Raw genomic sequence first — 16,583 nt, 5'->3', positions numbered from 1 at the left:
CGGGCAGGCGCAGACGTGAGGAGACAACGGTGACGACCGCTGGACCGCCCGTGAAGGGCCGTGCCACCCGGCAGCGCGCCGCCGTGGCGGCGGCGCTCGACGAGGTCGACGAGTTCCGCAGCGCGCAGGAACTGCACGACATGCTCAAGCACAAGGGCGACTCGGTCGGCCTGACCACGGTCTACCGCACCCTGCAGAACCTCGCCGACGCGGGCGAGGTCGACGTCCTGCGCACCTCCGACGGCGAGTCGGTGTACCGCCGCTGCTCGACCGGCGATCACCACCACCACCTGGTCTGCCGCGTCTGCGGCAAGGCGGTGGAGGTGGAGGGCCCGGCGGTGGAGAAGTGGGCGGAGGCGATCGCGGCGGAGCACGGGTACGTCAACGTGGCGCACACGGTGGAGATCTTCGGTACGTGCGCGGAGTGCGCGGCGGCGGGCGGCTGACGCCGCTCAGACGCGGGTGAGGTTGCGGTCGAGGATCTCGCGCAGGCGGTCGGCGTCGGCGGGACTGCTCAGGCCGCGTTTGGGCAGCACGGTGAACCCGGCGGCATTGGCGTCCGGGCTGAACAGGACGAACACCCTCGGTGTCTCCCGGTAGCGGGGCTGCGCGGTCCAGTCGACCGTCGCCGTGGTGTGGTCGGTCACCATGGAGACGCCCGCGTCCGTGACGGACACCCGGAACGTGCCGTTGCGGTGGGCCAGCCGCTGGAACTGCCGGGCGGTCAACCACGGCCCCGCCGCGCTCAGAACGCCGCACACGATCAGGGCGAAACAGAGGGGCGCCGGAACGTCACCGATCCCGGCCACCCGCAGCACGGCCAGGGCGACACCGCAGACCCCCGCCGCCGCGAAGACCCACAACTGCCGCCGCGCCACCCGGCTCACGCGCGTCCGGGCGCGCAGCGCCGACGAGAAGTCCTCCACCATCGGCTCGTACGTCAGCTCGACCACGCCCTGCCCGGCGTCCCGCCCCATGTCCATGACCATGAGGCGGGATCGTACCGGCGAGGGTCAGTTCCGGTCGAAGCACTTCTCCAGCTCGTCCAGGTCGTAGAACTTGCTGCCCTTCGAGATCGGCGTGCAGCCCGCCTTGAAGGACGTCTCCTTCTCGTTGTAGAGCATGCGGACCAGGTACTGGTCGCCCTTCCTGAACACGTCCCACTGGATGTTGGAGCCCAGCGGGGCGACGTCCGCGCCGCGCCACGGGTTGTTCGCGTAGGTGTACGGCACTCCCGGCGTCGCCGCCTTCGTGCTGCCCGGCAGGCCCATCAGCGCGGCCAGCGGGATGATCTCCTCGGCGTGGGTGAAGCGGAGTTCGGCGCCGAGAGTGCTCGTGCCGGCCTTCTCTGCCTCGACCTGCTTGAAGAAGTCGTCGAGCAGGACGCCCGCCATCTTGTAGGTGATGTCGCTGTCCGAGAAGCCGGGGCCCTTCTCGTAGAAGTCCTCGGCGTCGGAGAGGTAGCCGAACCAGGCCGCGTCGGAGGTGGAGATGTAGCGCTGCATCCCCCAGCCCTTGCCGTCCGGGCTCTCCTCGCTCATCGCCGGGGCGATGGCGTACAGGTTGTAGACCGCGGTCGCGGCGGCCACCTGGTCGTCGCCGCTCAGCCCGGCGACGAAGTCGGCGGTGAACAGCCGGCGCAGGACGCTGTACGCGGCCTTGTGCGTCTTCGGCTGGTCGGTGATCGACTTCAGGGTCGCGGCGAGACGCTGGTCGTTCGCGATGTAGTCGCGGTAGGCCGCGCCGCCCGCCGCCTTGTGGAAGTACAGCAGGTCCTTGTCGGTGCGGGTCGCGCCGATCAGCGGCTTGAGGTCGGGGTCGGCGGTGGCGAGCGCGCCCGCGTACAGGTTCGCGCTGTCGACCGCGCGGCCCTGGCCGGAGCTGACGACGTCGATCTTCTCGCCGTTCGCGGCGATCGACCTGAACAGGGCGGGCAGGCGGTCGGCCATGCGGTCGGCCGTGTCCTGGATCTCCTGCTTGCCGAGGGCGCTGAGGTTGCCGTACCCGACCTTGGCCATGGCGTCGAGCAGCGCCTGCACCTCGGGGCCGAACTCGGCGCCCTTGCGGGTGAGTTGGTCCGCGGCCCGCGCCTTGTTCCACAGGGCGAGGATCAGGTCGCCGTCCTCGCTGTCGGTCGCGGAGCGCGAGCCGTGGCGGGAGACGTTCTCCGTGAAGACGGGGGTGAAGCCGGCGGGCACCTTCTGGTAGGTGCGGGGGCTCTGCTCCGGGGAGTACGGCGCCTTGGTGCCGTAGCTGTCGCGGTGTGCGGGCTGGTCCGCGGCCTGGGACGGGACGGCCGCGGCCAGCACGGCGCACAGCGCGAGGGCGGGGGTGACACGCTTCATGGCCGGATCGTCGGCGATCTCCGTGAACCCCCGGTGGCTGCCAGGTGGCGGCTACTCGCCTTCCGGCCTGCCCTTCATCGCGGCCTCCATGGCGATCAGCTCCTCGTTCGGCACCGCGCCGCCGAAGCGGCGGTCGCGGGAGGCGAACTCGACGCAGGCCCGCCACAGGTCACGGCGGTCGAAATCCGGCCACAGGACGTCCTGGAAGACCATCTCGGCGTAAGCGCTCTGCCAGAGCAGGTAGTTGGAGGTGCGCTGCTCGCCGCTGGGCCGCAGGAACAGGTCCACGTCCGGCATGTCCGGGTAGTAGAGGTACTTGGCGAGGGTCTTCTCGGTGACCTTCGACGGGTCGAGCCGGCCGGCCTTCACGTCCTCGGCGAGGGCCTGCGCGGCGTCCGCGATCTCGGCGCGGCCGCCGTAGTTCATGCAGAAGTACAGGGTCAGCCGGTCGTTGCCCTTGGTCTGCTCCTGGGCGACCTGGAGCTCCTTGGCGACCGACTTCCACAGCTTGGGCATCCGGCCCACCCAGCGCACCCGGACGCCGAGTTCGTCGAGGGTGTCGCGGCTCTTGCGGATGAAGTCGCGGTTGAAGTTCATGAGGAAGCGGACCTCGTCGGGCGAGCGCTTCCAGTTCTCGGTGGAGAAGGCGTACAGCGAGATGTTGCCGACGCCCATCTCGATCGCGCCCTGCAGGACGTCGACCACCCGCTCGGCGCCGACCTTGTGGCCCTCCGTCCGGGGCAGGCCGCGCTGCTTCGCCCACCGGCCGTTGCCGTCCATGACGATCGCCACGTGGTTCGGGACGAGCTCGCCCGGGAGCTTCGGCGCGCGGGCGCCGGACGGATGCGGCTCCGGCGCTCTGTACTCGCGGCGCTGACGCCCCAGGATCCCGCGTACGACCATGTGCCTCTCGTCTCCTCTTCCAGCTCTTACTTCTCTACGTAACGAAGCGAACGCAGCCCGCGTTCCAGATGCCAGTGCAGATACGCGGACACCAGCCCGCTCCCCTCCCGGACGTACCGCGGCTCGCACGCGTCCGCGGTCTCCCAGTCTCCCGTAAGCAGCGCGCCGAGGAGTTCCAGGGTCTGCGGCGACGGTACGACACTGCCGGCGACCCGGCAGTCGACGCAGACCGAGCCGCCGGAGGCGACCGAGAAGAACCGGTTGGGACCCGGCATTCCGCACTTCGCGCAGTCGCTGAAGGTGGGGGCGTAGCCGTTGACGGCGAGGGACCGCAGCAGGAAGGCGTCGAGGACGAGATGCGGGGCGTGGTCACCGCGGGCGAGGGTCCTGAGCGCCCCGACCAGCAGCAGGTACTGCTGCACGGCCGGCTCGCCCTCGTGGTCGGTGAACCGCTCGGCGGTCTCCAGCATCGCCGTCCCGGCGGTGTACCGGGCGTAGTCGCTGACGATCCCGCCGCCGTACGGCGCGATGGTCTCGCTCTGCGTACAGAGCGGCAGCCCGCGCCCGACCAGCTCGCTCCCCCGCGCGAAGAACTGCACGTCGACATGGGAGAAGGGTTCGAGCCGCGCCCCGAACTTGGACTTGGTCCGCCGAACCCCACGGGCCACGGCCCGCACCCGCCCGTGCCCGCGAGTGAGCAGCGTGATGATACGGTCCGCCTCCCCGAGCTTCTGGGTGCGCAGCACGATGCCGTCGTCGCGGAACAGGCTCATGGAGCCATTCTCGCGTACGGGACGGGCCGGCGGGTCAAGGGACCTCGCCCCGGCTGCGGGCGTTGGCGTACGCCGTCGCCGCGCTGAGCCGCTCGGCCTGGGTGGCGCCCCGCACCGCGCCCGGCTCGGCGTCCCACTCGCGGCCTCCGCCGTACGGTCTGAGTTGGACGTACGGTCCTTCGTGACCCATGACGATGCCTACCTTTCCGGTACGGGTGTCCACGACGTGCGTGCCGACGGGGGGTTTCATTTCTTCTCCTTAACGACCCCCACGGTGTTCCCCTTTCCTTTTGAGTTCCATGCTTCCCATCTCCCTCGCCGACCCTTCCGCCTATACTCGGCGGGAGTCTGTGCACTGTAACTGCGGTGCAGGTCAGCGGGGTTGCCCGTGGCCAACACTTTGCGCGGGCCATTCGAAAATGTCGCCCGTATATCGCACTACGGATTTCCGGACGCCCGCACAACGCCCGCATTTTCGAGCGCTTTTCACTGACGGTCGTCAACGGCAAGCAATATGGGGATCGGCCGCCGACGGCGGGGCGGGCCCGCCCCGCCGTGGCCCCTGGCCACCGGAAGTCACGCCCTGTAGAATTCAACGCCGGGTGCATTCATAGGCATGTCCAGTGACGGTGAGGCCTGCGATGACATACGACGTCGGCGTGATCGGAGGCGGCTTCGCGGGGCCCGTCCTCGCGGCCGCGCTCGCACGGAACGGCGTACGGACGCTGCTGCTCGAATCCCGCCCCTCCCCGGGCTTCCGCGTCGGCGAGACCCTCGTGCCCTACGCCTCCTCGCTGCTGCGCGCGGTGGCCCGGCGCTACGACGTGCCCGAGGTGGAGGCGCTCGGCACGCTCAGGTCGGTCGAGCGGGACGTCTCGCAGTCCTGCGGGGTCATGCGGAACATGGGGTTCGTACTGCACCGGGAGGGCCTGCGGCAGCACCCCGGCGAGGTGTACCAGGTCGTCAACCCCAAGGTCGTGCCCGATCCGCCGCACCTCTTCCGCGCCGACACCGACGCGTACCTGCTGGACGTCGCCCGGCACCACGGCGCCGACGTGCGCACCGGCGCCGAGGTCACGGACGTACGGATCGAGCCCGGCGCCGGCGCCCGCCTCCGTACCGCCGACGGCGCGGACCTCGACGTACGGTACGTCGTCGACGCGGCCGGCCACCGGTCCCCACTGGCACGGGAGTTGGGGCTGCGCGAGGAACCGCCCGCGTTACGGCACCGCTCGCGCGCCTTCTTCACCCACATGACGGGCGTCCTGCCGTACGACCGCACGCCCGCCGGACGGCTCAGCGGCCAGCCCAGTCCCTGGCACGAGGGCACCCTCCACCACGTCTTCGACGGCGGCTGGATCTGGGTGATCCCGTTCGGCAACCAGCGGCAGGCGGCGGCGAGTTCGGTGTGCAGTGTGGGGGTGGTGCTGCGGGAGACGGGAGCCGAAGTCCGGTCGCCCGAGCGCGAGTTCGCGGAGCTGCTCGCGCGATTCCCGGACATCGGAGCGCAGTTCGAGCACGCCGCTCCCGTGCGGCCCTGGACCTCGGCCCCGCGGTTGCAGTACTCCTCCCGGTCCACCGCCGGCGAGGGGTACTGCCTGCTCGGCCACGCCGCCGGATTCGTCGACCCGCTGTACTCGCGCGGCCTCGCCCACGGCCTCGAAGTCGTCGGCGCCCTCGCCCGGCCGCTGATCGACGCCGCGCGTGACGGCGACTGGTCGGCCGCGCGGTTCCGGCCCGTCGAGGACCTCCAGCGGGCGCTGCTGACCGCGCACGACGACCTGACGTACGCCTCCTTCGTGGCCTTCCGCGACTACGACCTGTTCAACGCCGTCGTCCGGGTGTGGACGCTGAGCACGGTGCTCGGCGCGCTCGCGGTGGAGAACGCCTGCGCCGCGTACGCGAAGAGCGGCGACGAGGGCGTCTTCGCGGCCGCCCGTCCCGGTGGCGAGCACTTCGCCTCCCTGGCACCGCTCGCCCGCCGCCTCTGCGAGGAGGTCGAGGACGGCGGCCGCAGCGCGAAGGACGCGGCGGAGCGGATCTTCGCCGCGCTGGGCGCCGCCGACTACGTGCCGCCCGCACTGGGGCTCGCCGACCCCGCCGACCGCTTCTTCCACAACACCCCGGCACGCATGGTGCGGGCCGCCCGCTGGGTGCGTACCGAGGCGCCCGAGGAGACCGCAGCGCTGCTGAAGGGAGCCATGGCCGGGCTGGTCAGGGAGCGGCTCAGGAGCCGCCGACGACGACAAGGAGACAGCACATCATGGAGCCACAGGCAAGCAGCACGTTAGAGCCCGCCAAGGAGAAGGAGACGTACGACGTCGCGATCCTCGGATCGGGGGTCGCCGGTTCCATCCTGGGCGCGATCCTCGCCCGACAGGGCGTCAGGACCCTTCTGCTGGACGCCGGTTCGCATCCGCGGTTCGCGATCGGCGAGTCCACGATCCCGTTCACGCTGGTGTCGATGCGCACCCTCGCCGAGCGGTACGACGTACCGGAGATCGCCCATCTCGCCTCGTTCACCGACACCACGCGCGCCATCGGACCCCGGTTCGGCGTCAAGCGGCACTTCGGGTTCCTGCTGCACCACCCGGGCGCGCCGCAGAACCCGCGCGAGGTCAACGAGTTCAACACCCCGCCCCAACTCCTGCACGAGGCCGCGCACTTGTTCCGGCAGGACACCGACTCCTACCTCTTCCAGGTGGCGGTGCGCTACGGCTGCAGCATCCGGCAGAACTTCTTCGTCACCGACATCGACTTCGACGGCTCGGGTGTGACGCTCTCGGGCCGCAACGGGGAGTACCGGGCCCGCTATCTGGTCGACGCGAGCGGCTTCCGGTCGCCGGTGGCGGACAAGTTCGGGCTGCGCGAGGACCCGTGCCGGTTCAAGCACCACTCCCGGTCGGTGTGGAACCACGTCGTCGACCTCACCCCCACCGACCGCATCTTCGACCACGTCCCGGCCGAGCAGCGCCCGCCCGTGCCCTGGTACGAGGGCACGGTCCACCACATGTTCGAGCGGGGCTGGGCGTGGGTGATCGGCTTCGACAACAACAAGTGGTCGAAGAACCCGCTGTGCAGCATCGGCATGACGGTCGACCCGCGCCGCTACCCGAAGCCGGAGAACCTCTCCCCGGAGGAGGACTTCGCGCGCCTCGCGGCCCCCTACCCGGACATCGTCCGGCAGTTCGAGGGCATGAAGCCGGTCCGCGAGTGGACGTCCACCGGCCGTCTGCAGTACTCCTCCAAGCAGACCGCGGGCGACCGCTGGTTCCTGCTCTCGCACGCGGCCGGCTTCATCGACCCGCTGTTCTCCCGCGGCCTGTCCAACACCACGGAGGCCCTGAACCTGCTCGCCTGGCGCCTGTTGCGCGCGGTCAAGGACGACGACTTCTCCGGCGAGCGCATGGCCCCCGTGGACCGGCTCCAGCAGGGGCTCTTCGACTACAACGACACCCTGGTCAACTCCGCCTTCATCTCCTGGTGCGACTACGACCTGTGGAGCGCCGTCTTCCGGATCTGGGCGTGGGGCGCCAACGCGGGCGTCTACCGCATGCAGACCGCCCTCACCGAGTTCCGCAAGGACGGCCGCGACAGCCACTTCACGGACCTGGAGGAGGTGCCCTACCCGGGCCTGTACTGGCCCGACCACGAGGGCTTCGCCGAGCTGTACCACGCGATGGTCCGGCAGTGCGAGGCGGTCGAGGCCGGTGCGGTGAGCGCCGAGGACGCGGCCGACTTCCTCTACGACCGGCTCCAGTCCGCCGACTTCGTACCGAAGCACTTCGGCTTCGCCGAGCGGGAGGTGCGCTTCCTGAACCCGCGCCCCAAGACGCTGCTGAAGATGGCCCGTTGGGCGGCGACGGAGGCGGACCCGGTGGTGCGCAGGCTGGTCCTCGGCAACGGACGGGAGGCGGTGAAGGCGCGGCTGCGCGGCAAGCGGCTGCTCTGAGGAAGAGGACGGCAGGGGGGCCGGGACCAGGGCGGACGCGGGGGTAATCCCCCCTGCCGACAAGGCTGTTGGCCGGATGGGATGAACCGGCCCGTTCCGGGAGGCTCGTGGTCATGAAGGAGATCACGAAAAGCGCCGCCCTGATCGCGGCCGCGTCCGGCATCGTCTTCGGTGTCCTCACCCCCCTCACCGCGTCCGCCGCCGACGCACCGCTGACGTGGGGCAGGTGCACGGGCTCCGGCCTCGATCCACGTCAGCAGTGCGCGACTCTCCGGGTCCCGCTGGACCACAGCCGTCCCGGCGGCCCGGAGATCGAGCTGGCCCTGTCCCGCATCCCCGCCGAGAAGCCGTCCGCCCGCCGGGGCGCCCTGCTGCTGATCCCCGGCGGGCCGGGCGGCACCAGCCTCGACGACCCTTCCGGCAAGGGGCAGAAGCTGCCGCAGAGCGTGCGGGACACCTACGACCTGATCGGGTTCGCGCCGCGCGGCAACGCGCCCTCCACGTCCGTCAGCTGCGGCCTCGACCACGCCGACCTCGCCCTGACGGCGCTGCGGCCCTGGCCGGCCGCCGACGGTTCGGTCGCCGGGAACATGACCACCGCCCGCCGCATGGCCGAGGCCTGCGCCCACAACGGCGGCGAGCTGATGCGGCACATCAGCACCGTCGACAACGCCCACGACATCGACCGCATCCGGCAGGCGCTCGGCGAGCGCAGGATCTCCGCCTGGGGCGTCTCGTACGGCACGTACGTCGGCGCGGTCTACGCCCAGCTGTTCCCGCAGCGCACCGACCGGATCGTCCTCGACAGCAACGACAACCCGGACCCGGTGAACCCCGAGCGGGCCTGGCTGAAGGCGGCCGAGACCGGCGTCGAGGACAACTTCCCGGAGTTCGCCGAGTGGGCGTCCACGCCCGGCAATCCGTACCGTCTGGCCGACACGGCCGCCGAGGTGCGCCCGCTCTTCCTCCGGCTCGCCGACCGCCTGGACCGCGAGCCGATCCCCTGGCCCGGCGCCAACCCGGAGGAACTCAACGGCAACGTGCTGCGCCAGACCATGCTGAACGACCTCTACGACCCCGACGACTACCCGGCGCTGGCCCAGCTGATCCTGGCCGCGCGGAAGGGCACGGCACCGCCCGCGCCGGCCTCTCCCCCGGACGGGGTGCTGCAGAACGTCACCGCGGTCGGCGCCGCCACCATCTGCAACGACGCCGCCTGGCCGCGCTCGGCCGGCGTGTACGAGAAGGGCGTGGAGGAGAGCCGCGCCAAGTACCCGCTGACGGCCGGCATGCCCCGTAACGCCATGGTGTGCGCCGCGTGGCCGTGGCGGCCGGAGCGGGCGCCGGTGCGGATCACCGGCCGGGGGCCGTCGAACGTCCTGCTCGTCCAGAACGAGCGTGACGTGGCCACCCCGCTGAGCGGCGCCCGCAAGCTCCGCGAGGCGCTCGGCCGGCGGGCCGTGATGGTGACCGTCGACTCGACCGGTCACGACGCCTACTTGGACAACGGCAACGCGTGCGGCGACGCGACGGTCTCCCGCTTCCTGGCGACCGGTGAGCGGCCCGGCGCGGATGTCTACTGCGAGTGATCGCAGCGGCGGCCGTACTGCCGGGCCAGTGCGTGGAATGCCTCCTTGGGCTCCCAGTGCCAGCGCGAACGGGGGTCGTCGGGGCGGTCCTTGATGACCTTGGTGATGCTGTAGCTCGCCATGTCGAGGTCCTTGTGCGGGTCGTCGGCGCGGTGCGGGGCGTCGGGGGTGACGAACTCGAAGGCCATCGCGCCGTACAGGCCCATCGACTCGAAGACCGACAGCAGGTCCGTGAGGTAGGCGGCCTGGGTGTGCTCGCTGCGGACCAGGTCGCCCTTGATCTCGCCCTTCTCGTAGTCGACGACGTCCCAGCCCATGCCGCCGGCCTGGGGCGCGCCCTTGTAGGTGCAGGTGCCGAACTCGGTGATGGCGAGGGGCTTGCCCCAGCGCAGGTACGTCCTCAACTCCCGTACGTAGTCGGCGTGATGGCGGTGGAACGAGTAGTAGTCGATGCCGACGACGTCGAAGAGCCGCCAGTCGACCCGGTCGTCCTGGGCGGCGGCGTAGCTGAGCCTGCCGTGGAAGACGGAGCGGCCGGTCTTCGCGGCCTTCGCGGTGAAGCGGTCGAGGCGCCGCTGCATCTTCACGGGGTCGAAGTTGCCGGTCTGGAGGTTCTTCACCCGCTCCAGGACCGTCTCCCCCGGCACGATCCCGGGCACGAACAGCCAGAACTCGCAGCCCACGCTGAAGTCGACGCTCGCGCCCTGCCGGCGCAGCCGCTCCGCGAACCGGCCGCACTCGGCCATGTGCTCCAGGATCTCCCCCTCGGGCGCGTCCGCGAGGGTCGGCTGGAGCCAGATGTGCAGCCCCTGCTCGGCGGCCTCGGCGACGGTGGCGGTGAGCCGCTCGACTCCGTCGCCGGTGACGTCGACGGTGTCGGCGTGCAGCCGCTCGCGGATGGCCCGTACGTCCGCGCGCATCCGTGCGGCACTCCAGGCAGTGCCGGGGCTCTCGCCCTCACCGACGGTATAGACGACACCCCGGTGCCGCAGCCCCCGACCAGCCGCCTCGGCCGCCCCGGCCGGCAGCACCGCCGCCGACAGCCCCAGGGCCGCCGCCCCCGCCAGAAACCGCGCCCGACTGATCCCCTGCGTCTTCTCCATGCCCCTCACTGTGGCGTCCCCGGGCCGGCCCCGCCGTCCGCCGATGGTCTACGGCGCGGCAACCAAGGAATGACTCAGAAGCTGTGCCCTAGTCCGGCCGTCCGTCGGCCGGCTGTGGGATGCCCGCGTCCGGCAGCCTCAGGGTCGCGTCCCACAGGCGGGTGAACTGGCGCATGCGGTGTTCCACGTGGCCGGGGCGGGCGTTGAGGGTGGTCTTGGCGTTGACGTCCTTGGTGTCCTGGTCGATCTCGTAGGACAGCTCCCGGTCGAAGACGATGAAGTCGGACTTCGTGCCCAGCTGTGCCCAGGCCGGCAGTTCGGACAGGGCCACCACGCGCGCGTCGATCTCCAGCGCCCGCTGGTTGTTGCACAGGGCCCGCACCTCGTCGTCGATCTCCTCGGGGGTGTCGACGAGGAACAGCCGCCGTATCTCGACGCCGTTGGAGAGCGCGTCGCTCTGGGCCTCCAGGTAGCGGGCGGCGGGCTCGCTGCCCCAGAAGTGCCGGTCGACGGAGGTGCTGGTCGCGTCCAGGCTGTGCTTGATGCAGCGGGTGAGCCCGATCAGCCAGTCCTGGTTCTCGCCCAGGCAGTCCGCGCTACGGCTGCTGAGGTTCTCCAGCAGCCCCGCGAGCCGCTCTATCTCCTCGCTGGCGAAGGTCTTCACGGTCTCGTTGTTGAGCTTGCCGCACTCCGTGGCCCGCCGGGCCAGCTTGATGACGGCGTCCGAGCGCAGCACCGACCGGTCCACGTTGCTGAACAGCTCGGTCGCCGCGTTGATCTGCCGGAAGCGGTCGTCGACCAGTTCCGTGAGCGCCACATGGTGGTTGACCAGGTTGTCCTTGACGTCCCGGATCATGTCGGCCTGGCTGGTCTCGATCTCCTCCAGCCGTTTCTCGAAGTCGACCAGGTACTGCACGATGAGCGCCGCGCCGCCGATGACGACGGAGGCGGTCAGGTTCCACACGTCCCCGGCGCCCTGTTTCTGGTCGAGCGCGTTGGTGACCAGCAGGGCGATGACGAAGACCAGCGCGGTCACCAGGATCTTCATCAGGACGGGCGGTACCCGCAGCCCCCTGGGTTCGGGGCGCGGCGGCACCGGGGCGGCGGGCGGCGGCTGGCCCGTGGTCGTCGTCGTGGTCGCAGGTGCTCCGTTCATGTCTTCTCCCCCGTCATGTCGAGTCCCCCGTCATGGCGAATCCCCGGTCATGTCTTCTCCCCCGCCCGCGCGGGCTGCGCGACCGGCTGCTTCGGAAGAGCGTTGAGCAGGGCAAGTCGGTCCCGGACCCGCTGCACGAGGTTGTCCCACTGGCGGGTGAATCCCGGGTCGTGTTCCAGTACGTCCCACAGGGCGCGCAGGGTGCGGTCGCCGCGCGCCCGTGGCATCCACAGGTGCATCAGGTGCTCCACGGCGGGCCGCAGCGCCGTGAGCGCGTCGGGGCCCTCGACCGGGCCGAGCCGGCCGTCGAGCAGCCGTACGACCGTGGTGAGCAGCCAGTCGTGGAGCGCGAAGTCCTCGCACAGGGCGGCGATCGCGGCCGGCTCGGTGCCGGCGGGCACCCGCAGCCGTACGGTGCGCAGGTCGTCCTCGGCGAGGGTGAACTCCTCGATGGCCGGACCCTGTCCGGGGTCGGCCGGCAGCGCCGCCCAACGCAGGCGTGTGTGGCGGGACTTGAGGGGCGCTCGCTGGTCGAGCAGCGGGTGCCGGACGAGCGGGGTGAGCACGCCGTCGGCGATCAGGCCGAGGTCGAGTTCGCCGGGCCGACCGCCGGCGAGGACGCCCTGGGCGGCGGCCGACTCGGGGAGCCTGCCGAGGGGTTCGAGCACTCCGGGCCGTATCAGGTAGTGCCCCCAGGGGCGGCGCCGGTCGGGGCCCTGGGCCGGGGTGCGGAAGTAGGCGCTGCTCTGCAGTATCCGGCCCTCGGTGAGGGCGGCGCGCACGGCGACCGTGCCGACCACGCGGACCTTCGCGCCGTTGGCCGTGGGCAGGCGGCAGTCGACGCCGGTGAGGGTCTGCGGGGAGAGCACGTAGAGGTTGGGGCGCTTGGAGACCAGGACGCGTTCGTCGGCGCGCAGTTGCAGGAGCTGGGCGGCCGCGTCGCTGTCGAGGGGCCGGCGGGAGGGGAGCACGCAGGTGCGTACCTCCCCACAGGCCAGGACCGTGGGTGCGGTGTCCGGCGGGGCCGTCATGTCAGGGTTCCGGGTAGAACACGTAGGAGACGCGCTCGACGACGGAGCCGGGCATCGGCTGCCGTTCGTTGTCGGTGCGCCTGCTGATCTGGGCGACGGCTCCGGTGTCGACGTCGGTCTGGTCGAGGATCACCCGCACCGCGTGCTCCACGGACAGGAAGCGGGCGGGCAGTACGGAGCAGGTGCGGTAGGCGCTGAACGGGTCCGCGTCGGCGTTGAGCCGGACCAGTGGGGGTAACTCGTCCCATTCGACAGGGAGTTCGCCGAGGCTCGCGTCGCGCGGGCGCAGCACGGCCTCGCCCTCGTTGCGCAGCAGGCCGAGGCGGGCGAGCTGCCAGACGGCGGCGAGGAAGGGGCAGGACCAGGTGCGGTTGCCGTCCTTGTCCTCGTCCCACAGCTCGACGTCCACGAAGACCGAGTGCCGGCGCGCGTTGGTCTCGCTGGGCGGCTGCCAGGGCTCGGCCCTGCGCATGGCCTGCGGGGAACGCCCGGCGGGGCTTCGCTGGCCGTTGGCGAGCCAGCCGGACTCGCTGACGGGCGGACGGGCGCCGTAGCTGCCGGGCGGCGGCGACTCGACCAGGCGGCCCGCGACGGCCTGGGCGAGCGGGACCTTGTCGGCGACGGCGCAGGCCGACTCGCGGGCCAGGTAGTCGATGACGAGCCCGGCCCGCTCGGCCTCCTCCAGCACGAGCGGCAGCAGGTCGGCGGGGGTGGAGAAGCGGCTGAAGTAGTCGTCGACGAGGAAGCAGGTGCTCATCCGGGGCCGCCCGCCGGTGGTCCGGGCGGCGAGGTCGGCGCGCGCCGCGTCGGCCCAGGGCCGTACCCGTTCGAAGTGCCTGCGCAGGCCCTTCCGGCCGTCCGCGAGGTCCTCCATGTACAAGTGGCCGAGTTCCAGGGAGAGATGGGAGAGCGGCACCGCCTCGGTGCGGGGCTGCGCCGCGGTCTCCCGGAAGACGTCCGTCACGGCTGCCCCCAGTGGGTGTCCTCGGTGAGGCGGCGGGCGATCGCCTCCATCGCGTCCAGGGTCTCCTTGTTGGCGATCTGGGTCGCCACGACCTCTTCCTCGGTGATCAGCTGTTCCCGCCACTGCAGGATCGGCTCCAGCGGCACGGTCCCCAGCAACACGCTGTCCCCGACGCCGAGTTCGGCCGCGAGCCGGCGCAGCTTCTCGTCGTACATCTGCATCCAGGCGAACTGGGCGGGCGACAGGTGCGACCACAGTGCGGAGTCCGGGTCCGGTACGGCGGCGCGCACGAAGCGGATCACGGACCTGAGGGCGTCCTTGTCGTGGCCGCGTTCGGCGCCGCCCTCCAGCAGGCCGCGCTCGGCGAAGACCAGCCCGGCGGCGGCGATGACGTGCTGGCGGGTCCAGCGGTGGAAGACCACCCAGCGGGAGACGACCTGCTGCAGCTCGCGGCCCGCGGTGGCCTCCAGGACCATGTCCATGGCGTAGCTGCGGCCGGCGCTGAGGTCGACGAGGATCAGGTCGAACTCGGCGTTCAGGCGCAGCAGGAGGTCCACGCAGCGGTGCACGGAGTCCTGGTCCGTGACGAACTCGCCGCCGCTCGCGTCGCCGGGCAGCAGCACGAGCCGGCCCGCGCCGATGGGCGTGCGGCGCAGGACGGGGTGCTCGGTACGCCGCCAGACGTCGATCCGGGCCGGTTCGGGGGCCGTTCCCTCCAGGTACGAGTGCAGGCCGCCGTTCTCGATGCCGCGCTGCATGTCGGGCACGTCGAAGACGGCGGGCGCGGTGGGCGAGCCGAAGTCGAAGTCGACGTAGACCACATCGTCCCCGGCCAGTGCCCGCTGGTAGGCGAGGTTGGCGCTGGTCACGGAGCGGCCGGTGCCTCCCTTGTCGGAGGCGGCGAACACGATCACCGTCGTACCTCCCCGGCGGCGGCTCCGCGGGCCTGGGCGAGGGTGTCTAGCTCCACGAGCACGGACATCGCGAGGGCGCTCGCGGTTCCGGGCTGCCGGCGGACGAGTTCGCGGGCCCGCCGCAGCCGGATCTCGATGGTCCGCAGGGACTTCGCCAGGTCGCTGTCGGTGGCGACGACGGACGTCATCTGCTCCTTGCCGAAGCGGTGGGTGGCCTCACTGATCAACGCGGTCGCGTAGGTGCCGAGTTGGGGGCTGCGCACCGGCTCACGCGCGTAGAAGTTGTACGCGGCGACCATGCACTCGGTGAGGCGCTCGGTCATGCTCCAGGACAGCGGGCCCTCGCGCTTGGGCGCGACCGGGAACACCGCCTGGACGTCGTCCCACAGGTCGGCGCCCTCGCCGTCCTCGATGCGCCGCTGCCACAGGTGCTCGAAGGTGTCCTCGGCCAGCTCCAGCAGCCGGTTCTGGGTGGCGATGTTGCCGGAGAACGCGGCCAGTTGAACGGTGCGCTTGAGGAGGTGGGCGGAGAAGTCGGTGACGGTCCAGCGCAGCTGGGGGCCGAGGCTTTCGCTGCCCTCCAGGGGCAGGACGACGCCGGGGCTGTGGAGTTCGAGCGAGCGGTCGTCGCGGGTGAGGGGGCTGTTGATGCGGCCGCGTTCGGCCAGGCGCCACAACACCTCGGCCGTGCGGGCGAGTTCCTCGTCGCCGGCCCGGCTGCGGATCAGGTCGTGGACGACGAGCGAGGCCACGGAGAGCGAGAAGTACTCGGATTCGAGCTTCTGGTTGGTGACCCGCCAGGGGATGTCCTCCAGCGGCCAGCGGTCCGCGCCGAACCGCGCGATGCCCGACCAGTACTCGCGGGTGACGGTCCAGCGCAGCCGCAGCGCCTCGGCGAGCGTCTGCTGCTCCTCGGTGAGCAGGCCGAGGGCGAGGGTGCGGTCGGAGGACAGGTCCTGGATGCCGTCCAGGGCGACGACGGTGAAGTAGAGGTAGGGCACGGGGTCGGCGATGCCGTCGCGGTCGGTGGGCCTGATCACGGGCGCGTCGCGCACCATGCCCCAGGCCCAGCCGCACTCGAACATCATGCTGGGGTCCTGGAGGCCGTCCGCGACGTCGACGCCGAGGGTGATGCGGTCGGCGATGGTGGCGCGCAGGGCCGCGAAGCTTTCCTGGAACTGCTGGAGCACGGCCCGTTCGGACAGCCGGCGCTGGCCGAGGGTGCGGGCCAGGCGCCGGCCCTGGGTGGTGTCGGCGTCGAAGACGTTGACGGTGAAGGAACGCAGCAGGCCGACCATGGCTGCGGTGAGCCGTTCGCTGGTGGCCTGTTTGAGCTGCTCGACGGCCTCCCGTACGTCCGAACGGACCGTGGTGCCCTGGTACTTGTCGATGAAGCCGAGGGTGGCCAGGCACAGGGTGACGGACATGGAGAAGGAGTCGACCACGCCCAAGTCCCGCTGTTCCGGAGTGATTTCGGCGTCCGGGTCCTCGGCGGTGAAGTAGTAGCCGCCGGCGAAGCTTGGGCTGCCGTCGGGCGCGGTGTGCTGGTGCATGAACTCGGTGAGGGCGGCGACCAGGGCCGCCGGGATCTCGGTGCGGCCGCCGACCTGTCTGAGCGCGCGCTGGACGTCCTTCTGGGTGGTGTCCGGCTCGTCGAGCCGGAACTCGGGGATCTCGGTGGCCGGGTACATGAGGCACAGCAGCCGCTCGGCGTCGGCGACGCTGCTCTGTCCTCCCCAGTCGCCCCAGCCCCAGCGTCCGTCTTCGAAGGAGTGGCGGGCGATCGCTTCCCAGATCTGAAGCAGATGAGCCCTCGGCTTGATCTCCATCCCCATGCCCCTCACACAGGTCGT

At 71.2% G+C, this 16,583-nt stretch carries 15 protein-coding genes; 4 read left to right on the top strand and 11 right to left on the bottom strand.

The window, feature by feature from the left end:
• The first annotated feature begins 29 nt into the window (after nucleotides 1–29).
• Complete coding sequence (locus MQP27_RS01585; protein WP_242759692.1) at nucleotides 30–446, top strand: Fur family transcriptional regulator; 417 nt, start codon at nucleotides 30–32, stop codon at nucleotides 444–446.
• 6 nt (nucleotides 447–452) lie between these two features.
• On the opposite strand, the gene MQP27_RS01580 is transcribed toward MQP27_RS01585, so the two are convergent.
• Genes MQP27_RS01580 through MQP27_RS01560 form a run of 5 tightly spaced genes read right to left on the bottom strand, consistent with a single transcriptional unit; the run spans nucleotide 453 to nucleotide 4,271 of the window.
• Nucleotides 453–989 carry a YcxB family protein gene (locus MQP27_RS01580; RefSeq protein WP_242759677.1) on the bottom strand — a complete coding sequence of 179 codons (537 nt, stop codon included), beginning with the start codon at nucleotides 987–989 and terminating at the stop codon, nucleotides 453–455.
• Nucleotides 990–1,013: 24 nt separating this feature from the next.
• On the bottom strand, nucleotides 1,014–2,345 hold the full coding sequence (locus MQP27_RS01575) for a histidine-type phosphatase (RefSeq protein ID WP_242759674.1): 1,332 nt from the start codon (nucleotides 2,343–2,345) through the stop codon (nucleotides 1,014–1,016).
• A 51-nt stretch (nucleotides 2,346–2,396) separates the two neighbouring features.
• Entirely contained in the window at nucleotides 2,397–3,248 is an 852-nt protein-coding gene (locus MQP27_RS01570) for an isoprenyl transferase (RefSeq protein WP_242759659.1), read from the bottom strand.
• Nucleotides 3,249–3,274: 26 nt separating this feature from the next.
• On the bottom strand, nucleotides 3,275–4,021 hold the full coding sequence (gene recO, locus MQP27_RS01565; protein ID WP_242759650.1) for a DNA repair protein RecO: 747 nt from the start codon (nucleotides 4,019–4,021) through the stop codon (nucleotides 3,275–3,277).
• Nucleotides 4,022–4,055: 34 nt separating this feature from the next.
• On the bottom strand, nucleotides 4,056–4,271 hold the full coding sequence (locus tag MQP27_RS01560; RefSeq protein ID WP_242759647.1) for a hypothetical protein: 216 nt from the start codon (nucleotides 4,269–4,271) through the stop codon (nucleotides 4,056–4,058).
• A gap of 391 nt (nucleotides 4,272–4,662) precedes the next feature.
• Between MQP27_RS01560 and MQP27_RS01555 the strand changes: the two genes are divergently transcribed.
• From MQP27_RS01555 to MQP27_RS01545, 3 genes are all read left to right on the top strand, one after another.
• Complete coding sequence (locus tag MQP27_RS01555; protein ID WP_242759644.1) at nucleotides 4,663–6,312, top strand: NAD(P)/FAD-dependent oxidoreductase; 1,650 nt, start codon at nucleotides 4,663–4,665, stop codon at nucleotides 6,310–6,312.
• On the top strand, nucleotides 6,285–7,973 hold the full coding sequence (locus MQP27_RS01550) for an FAD-dependent monooxygenase (RefSeq protein ID WP_242759641.1): 1,689 nt from the start codon (nucleotides 6,285–6,287) through the stop codon (nucleotides 7,971–7,973). Before MQP27_RS01555 ends, MQP27_RS01550 begins: the two co-directional genes overlap by 28 nt.
• 113 nt (nucleotides 7,974–8,086) lie before the next feature.
• On the top strand, nucleotides 8,087–9,562 hold the full coding sequence (locus tag MQP27_RS01545; RefSeq protein ID WP_242759631.1) for an alpha/beta hydrolase: 1,476 nt from the start codon (nucleotides 8,087–8,089) through the stop codon (nucleotides 9,560–9,562).
• Here the strand turns inward: MQP27_RS01545 and MQP27_RS01540 are convergent.
• From MQP27_RS01540 to MQP27_RS01515, 6 genes are all read right to left on the bottom strand, one after another.
• Entirely contained in the window at nucleotides 9,550–10,665 is a 1,116-nt protein-coding gene (locus MQP27_RS01540; protein ID WP_242759628.1) for a glycoside hydrolase family 113 protein, read from the bottom strand. The genes MQP27_RS01545 and MQP27_RS01540 overlap by 13 nt on opposite strands.
• An 88-nt stretch (nucleotides 10,666–10,753) precedes the next feature.
• Nucleotides 10,754–11,821 carry a DUF6879 family protein gene (locus MQP27_RS01535; RefSeq protein WP_242759625.1) on the bottom strand — a complete coding sequence of 356 codons (1,068 nt, stop codon included), beginning with the start codon at nucleotides 11,819–11,821 and terminating at the stop codon, nucleotides 10,754–10,756.
• Nucleotides 11,822–11,868: 47 nt separating this feature from the next.
• The gene (locus MQP27_RS01530) at nucleotides 11,869–12,852 is read right to left on the bottom strand and encodes an SCO2521 family protein (protein ID WP_242759622.1); all 984 of its coding nucleotides are present in this window, start codon (nucleotides 12,850–12,852) and stop codon (nucleotides 11,869–11,871) included.
• Between the two features lies 1 nt (nucleotide 12,853).
• Nucleotides 12,854–13,816 (bottom strand): SCO2522 family protein, encoded by a 963-nt coding sequence (locus tag MQP27_RS01525; RefSeq protein ID WP_242759619.1) that lies wholly within the window; start codon nucleotides 13,814–13,816, stop codon nucleotides 12,854–12,856.
• Nucleotides 13,813–14,730 carry an SCO2523 family variant P-loop protein gene (locus MQP27_RS01520; protein ID WP_242759616.1) on the bottom strand — a complete coding sequence of 306 codons (918 nt, stop codon included), beginning with the start codon at nucleotides 14,728–14,730 and terminating at the stop codon, nucleotides 13,813–13,815. Before MQP27_RS01520 ends, MQP27_RS01525 begins: the two co-directional genes overlap by 4 nt.
• The gene (locus tag MQP27_RS01515; protein ID WP_242759614.1) at nucleotides 14,727–16,559 is read right to left on the bottom strand and encodes an SCO2524 family protein; all 1,833 of its coding nucleotides are present in this window, start codon (nucleotides 16,557–16,559) and stop codon (nucleotides 14,727–14,729) included. The genes MQP27_RS01520 and MQP27_RS01515 overlap by 4 nt, the downstream gene beginning before the upstream one ends.
• Nucleotides 16,560–16,583: the final 24 nt, after the last annotated feature.

It is taken from the genome of Streptomyces cylindrosporus (genome assembly GCF_022698165.1).
GTDB lineage: Bacteria > Actinomycetota > Actinomycetes > Streptomycetales > Streptomycetaceae > Streptomyces > Streptomyces cylindrosporus.
Note: the sequence above shows the minus strand (reverse complement) of the source record. Positions and strands in the feature narration are given on the sequence as shown.

Bases quoted from the DNA above. Each gene is read 5' to 3' on its own strand.
- MQP27_RS01570 (WP_242759659.1), bottom strand. From the start codon at position 3,248: ATGGTCGTACGCGGGATCCTGGGGCGTCAGCGCCGCGAGTACAGAGCG.
- MQP27_RS01575 (WP_242759674.1), bottom strand. From the start codon at position 2,345: ATGAAGCGTGTCACCCCCGCCCTCGCGCTGTGCGCCGTGCTGGCCGCG.
- MQP27_RS01540 (WP_242759628.1), bottom strand. From the start codon at position 10,665: ATGGAGAAGACGCAGGGGATCAGTCGGGCGCGGTTTCTGGCGGGGGCG.
- MQP27_RS01560 (WP_242759647.1), bottom strand. From the start codon at position 4,271: ATGAAACCCCCCGTCGGCACGCACGTCGTGGACACCCGTACCGGAAAG.
- MQP27_RS01555 (WP_242759644.1), top strand. From the start codon at position 4,663: ATGACATACGACGTCGGCGTGATCGGAGGCGGCTTCGCGGGGCCCGTC.
- MQP27_RS01535 (WP_242759625.1), bottom strand. From the start codon at position 11,821: ATGAACGGAGCACCTGCGACCACGACGACGACCACGGGCCAGCCGCCG.
- MQP27_RS01530 (WP_242759622.1), bottom strand. From the start codon at position 12,852: ATGACGGCCCCGCCGGACACCGCACCCACGGTCCTGGCCTGTGGGGAG.
- MQP27_RS01550 (WP_242759641.1), top strand. From the start codon at position 6,285: ATGGAGCCACAGGCAAGCAGCACGTTAGAGCCCGCCAAGGAGAAGGAG.
- recO (WP_242759650.1), bottom strand. From the start codon at position 4,021: ATGAGCCTGTTCCGCGACGACGGCATCGTGCTGCGCACCCAGAAGCTC.
- MQP27_RS01515 (WP_242759614.1), bottom strand. From the start codon at position 16,559: ATGGAGATCAAGCCGAGGGCTCATCTGCTTCAGATCTGGGAAGCGATC.
- MQP27_RS01545 (WP_242759631.1), top strand. From the start codon at position 8,087: ATGAAGGAGATCACGAAAAGCGCCGCCCTGATCGCGGCCGCGTCCGGC.
- MQP27_RS01580 (WP_242759677.1), bottom strand. From the start codon at position 989: ATGGTCATGGACATGGGGCGGGACGCCGGGCAGGGCGTGGTCGAGCTG.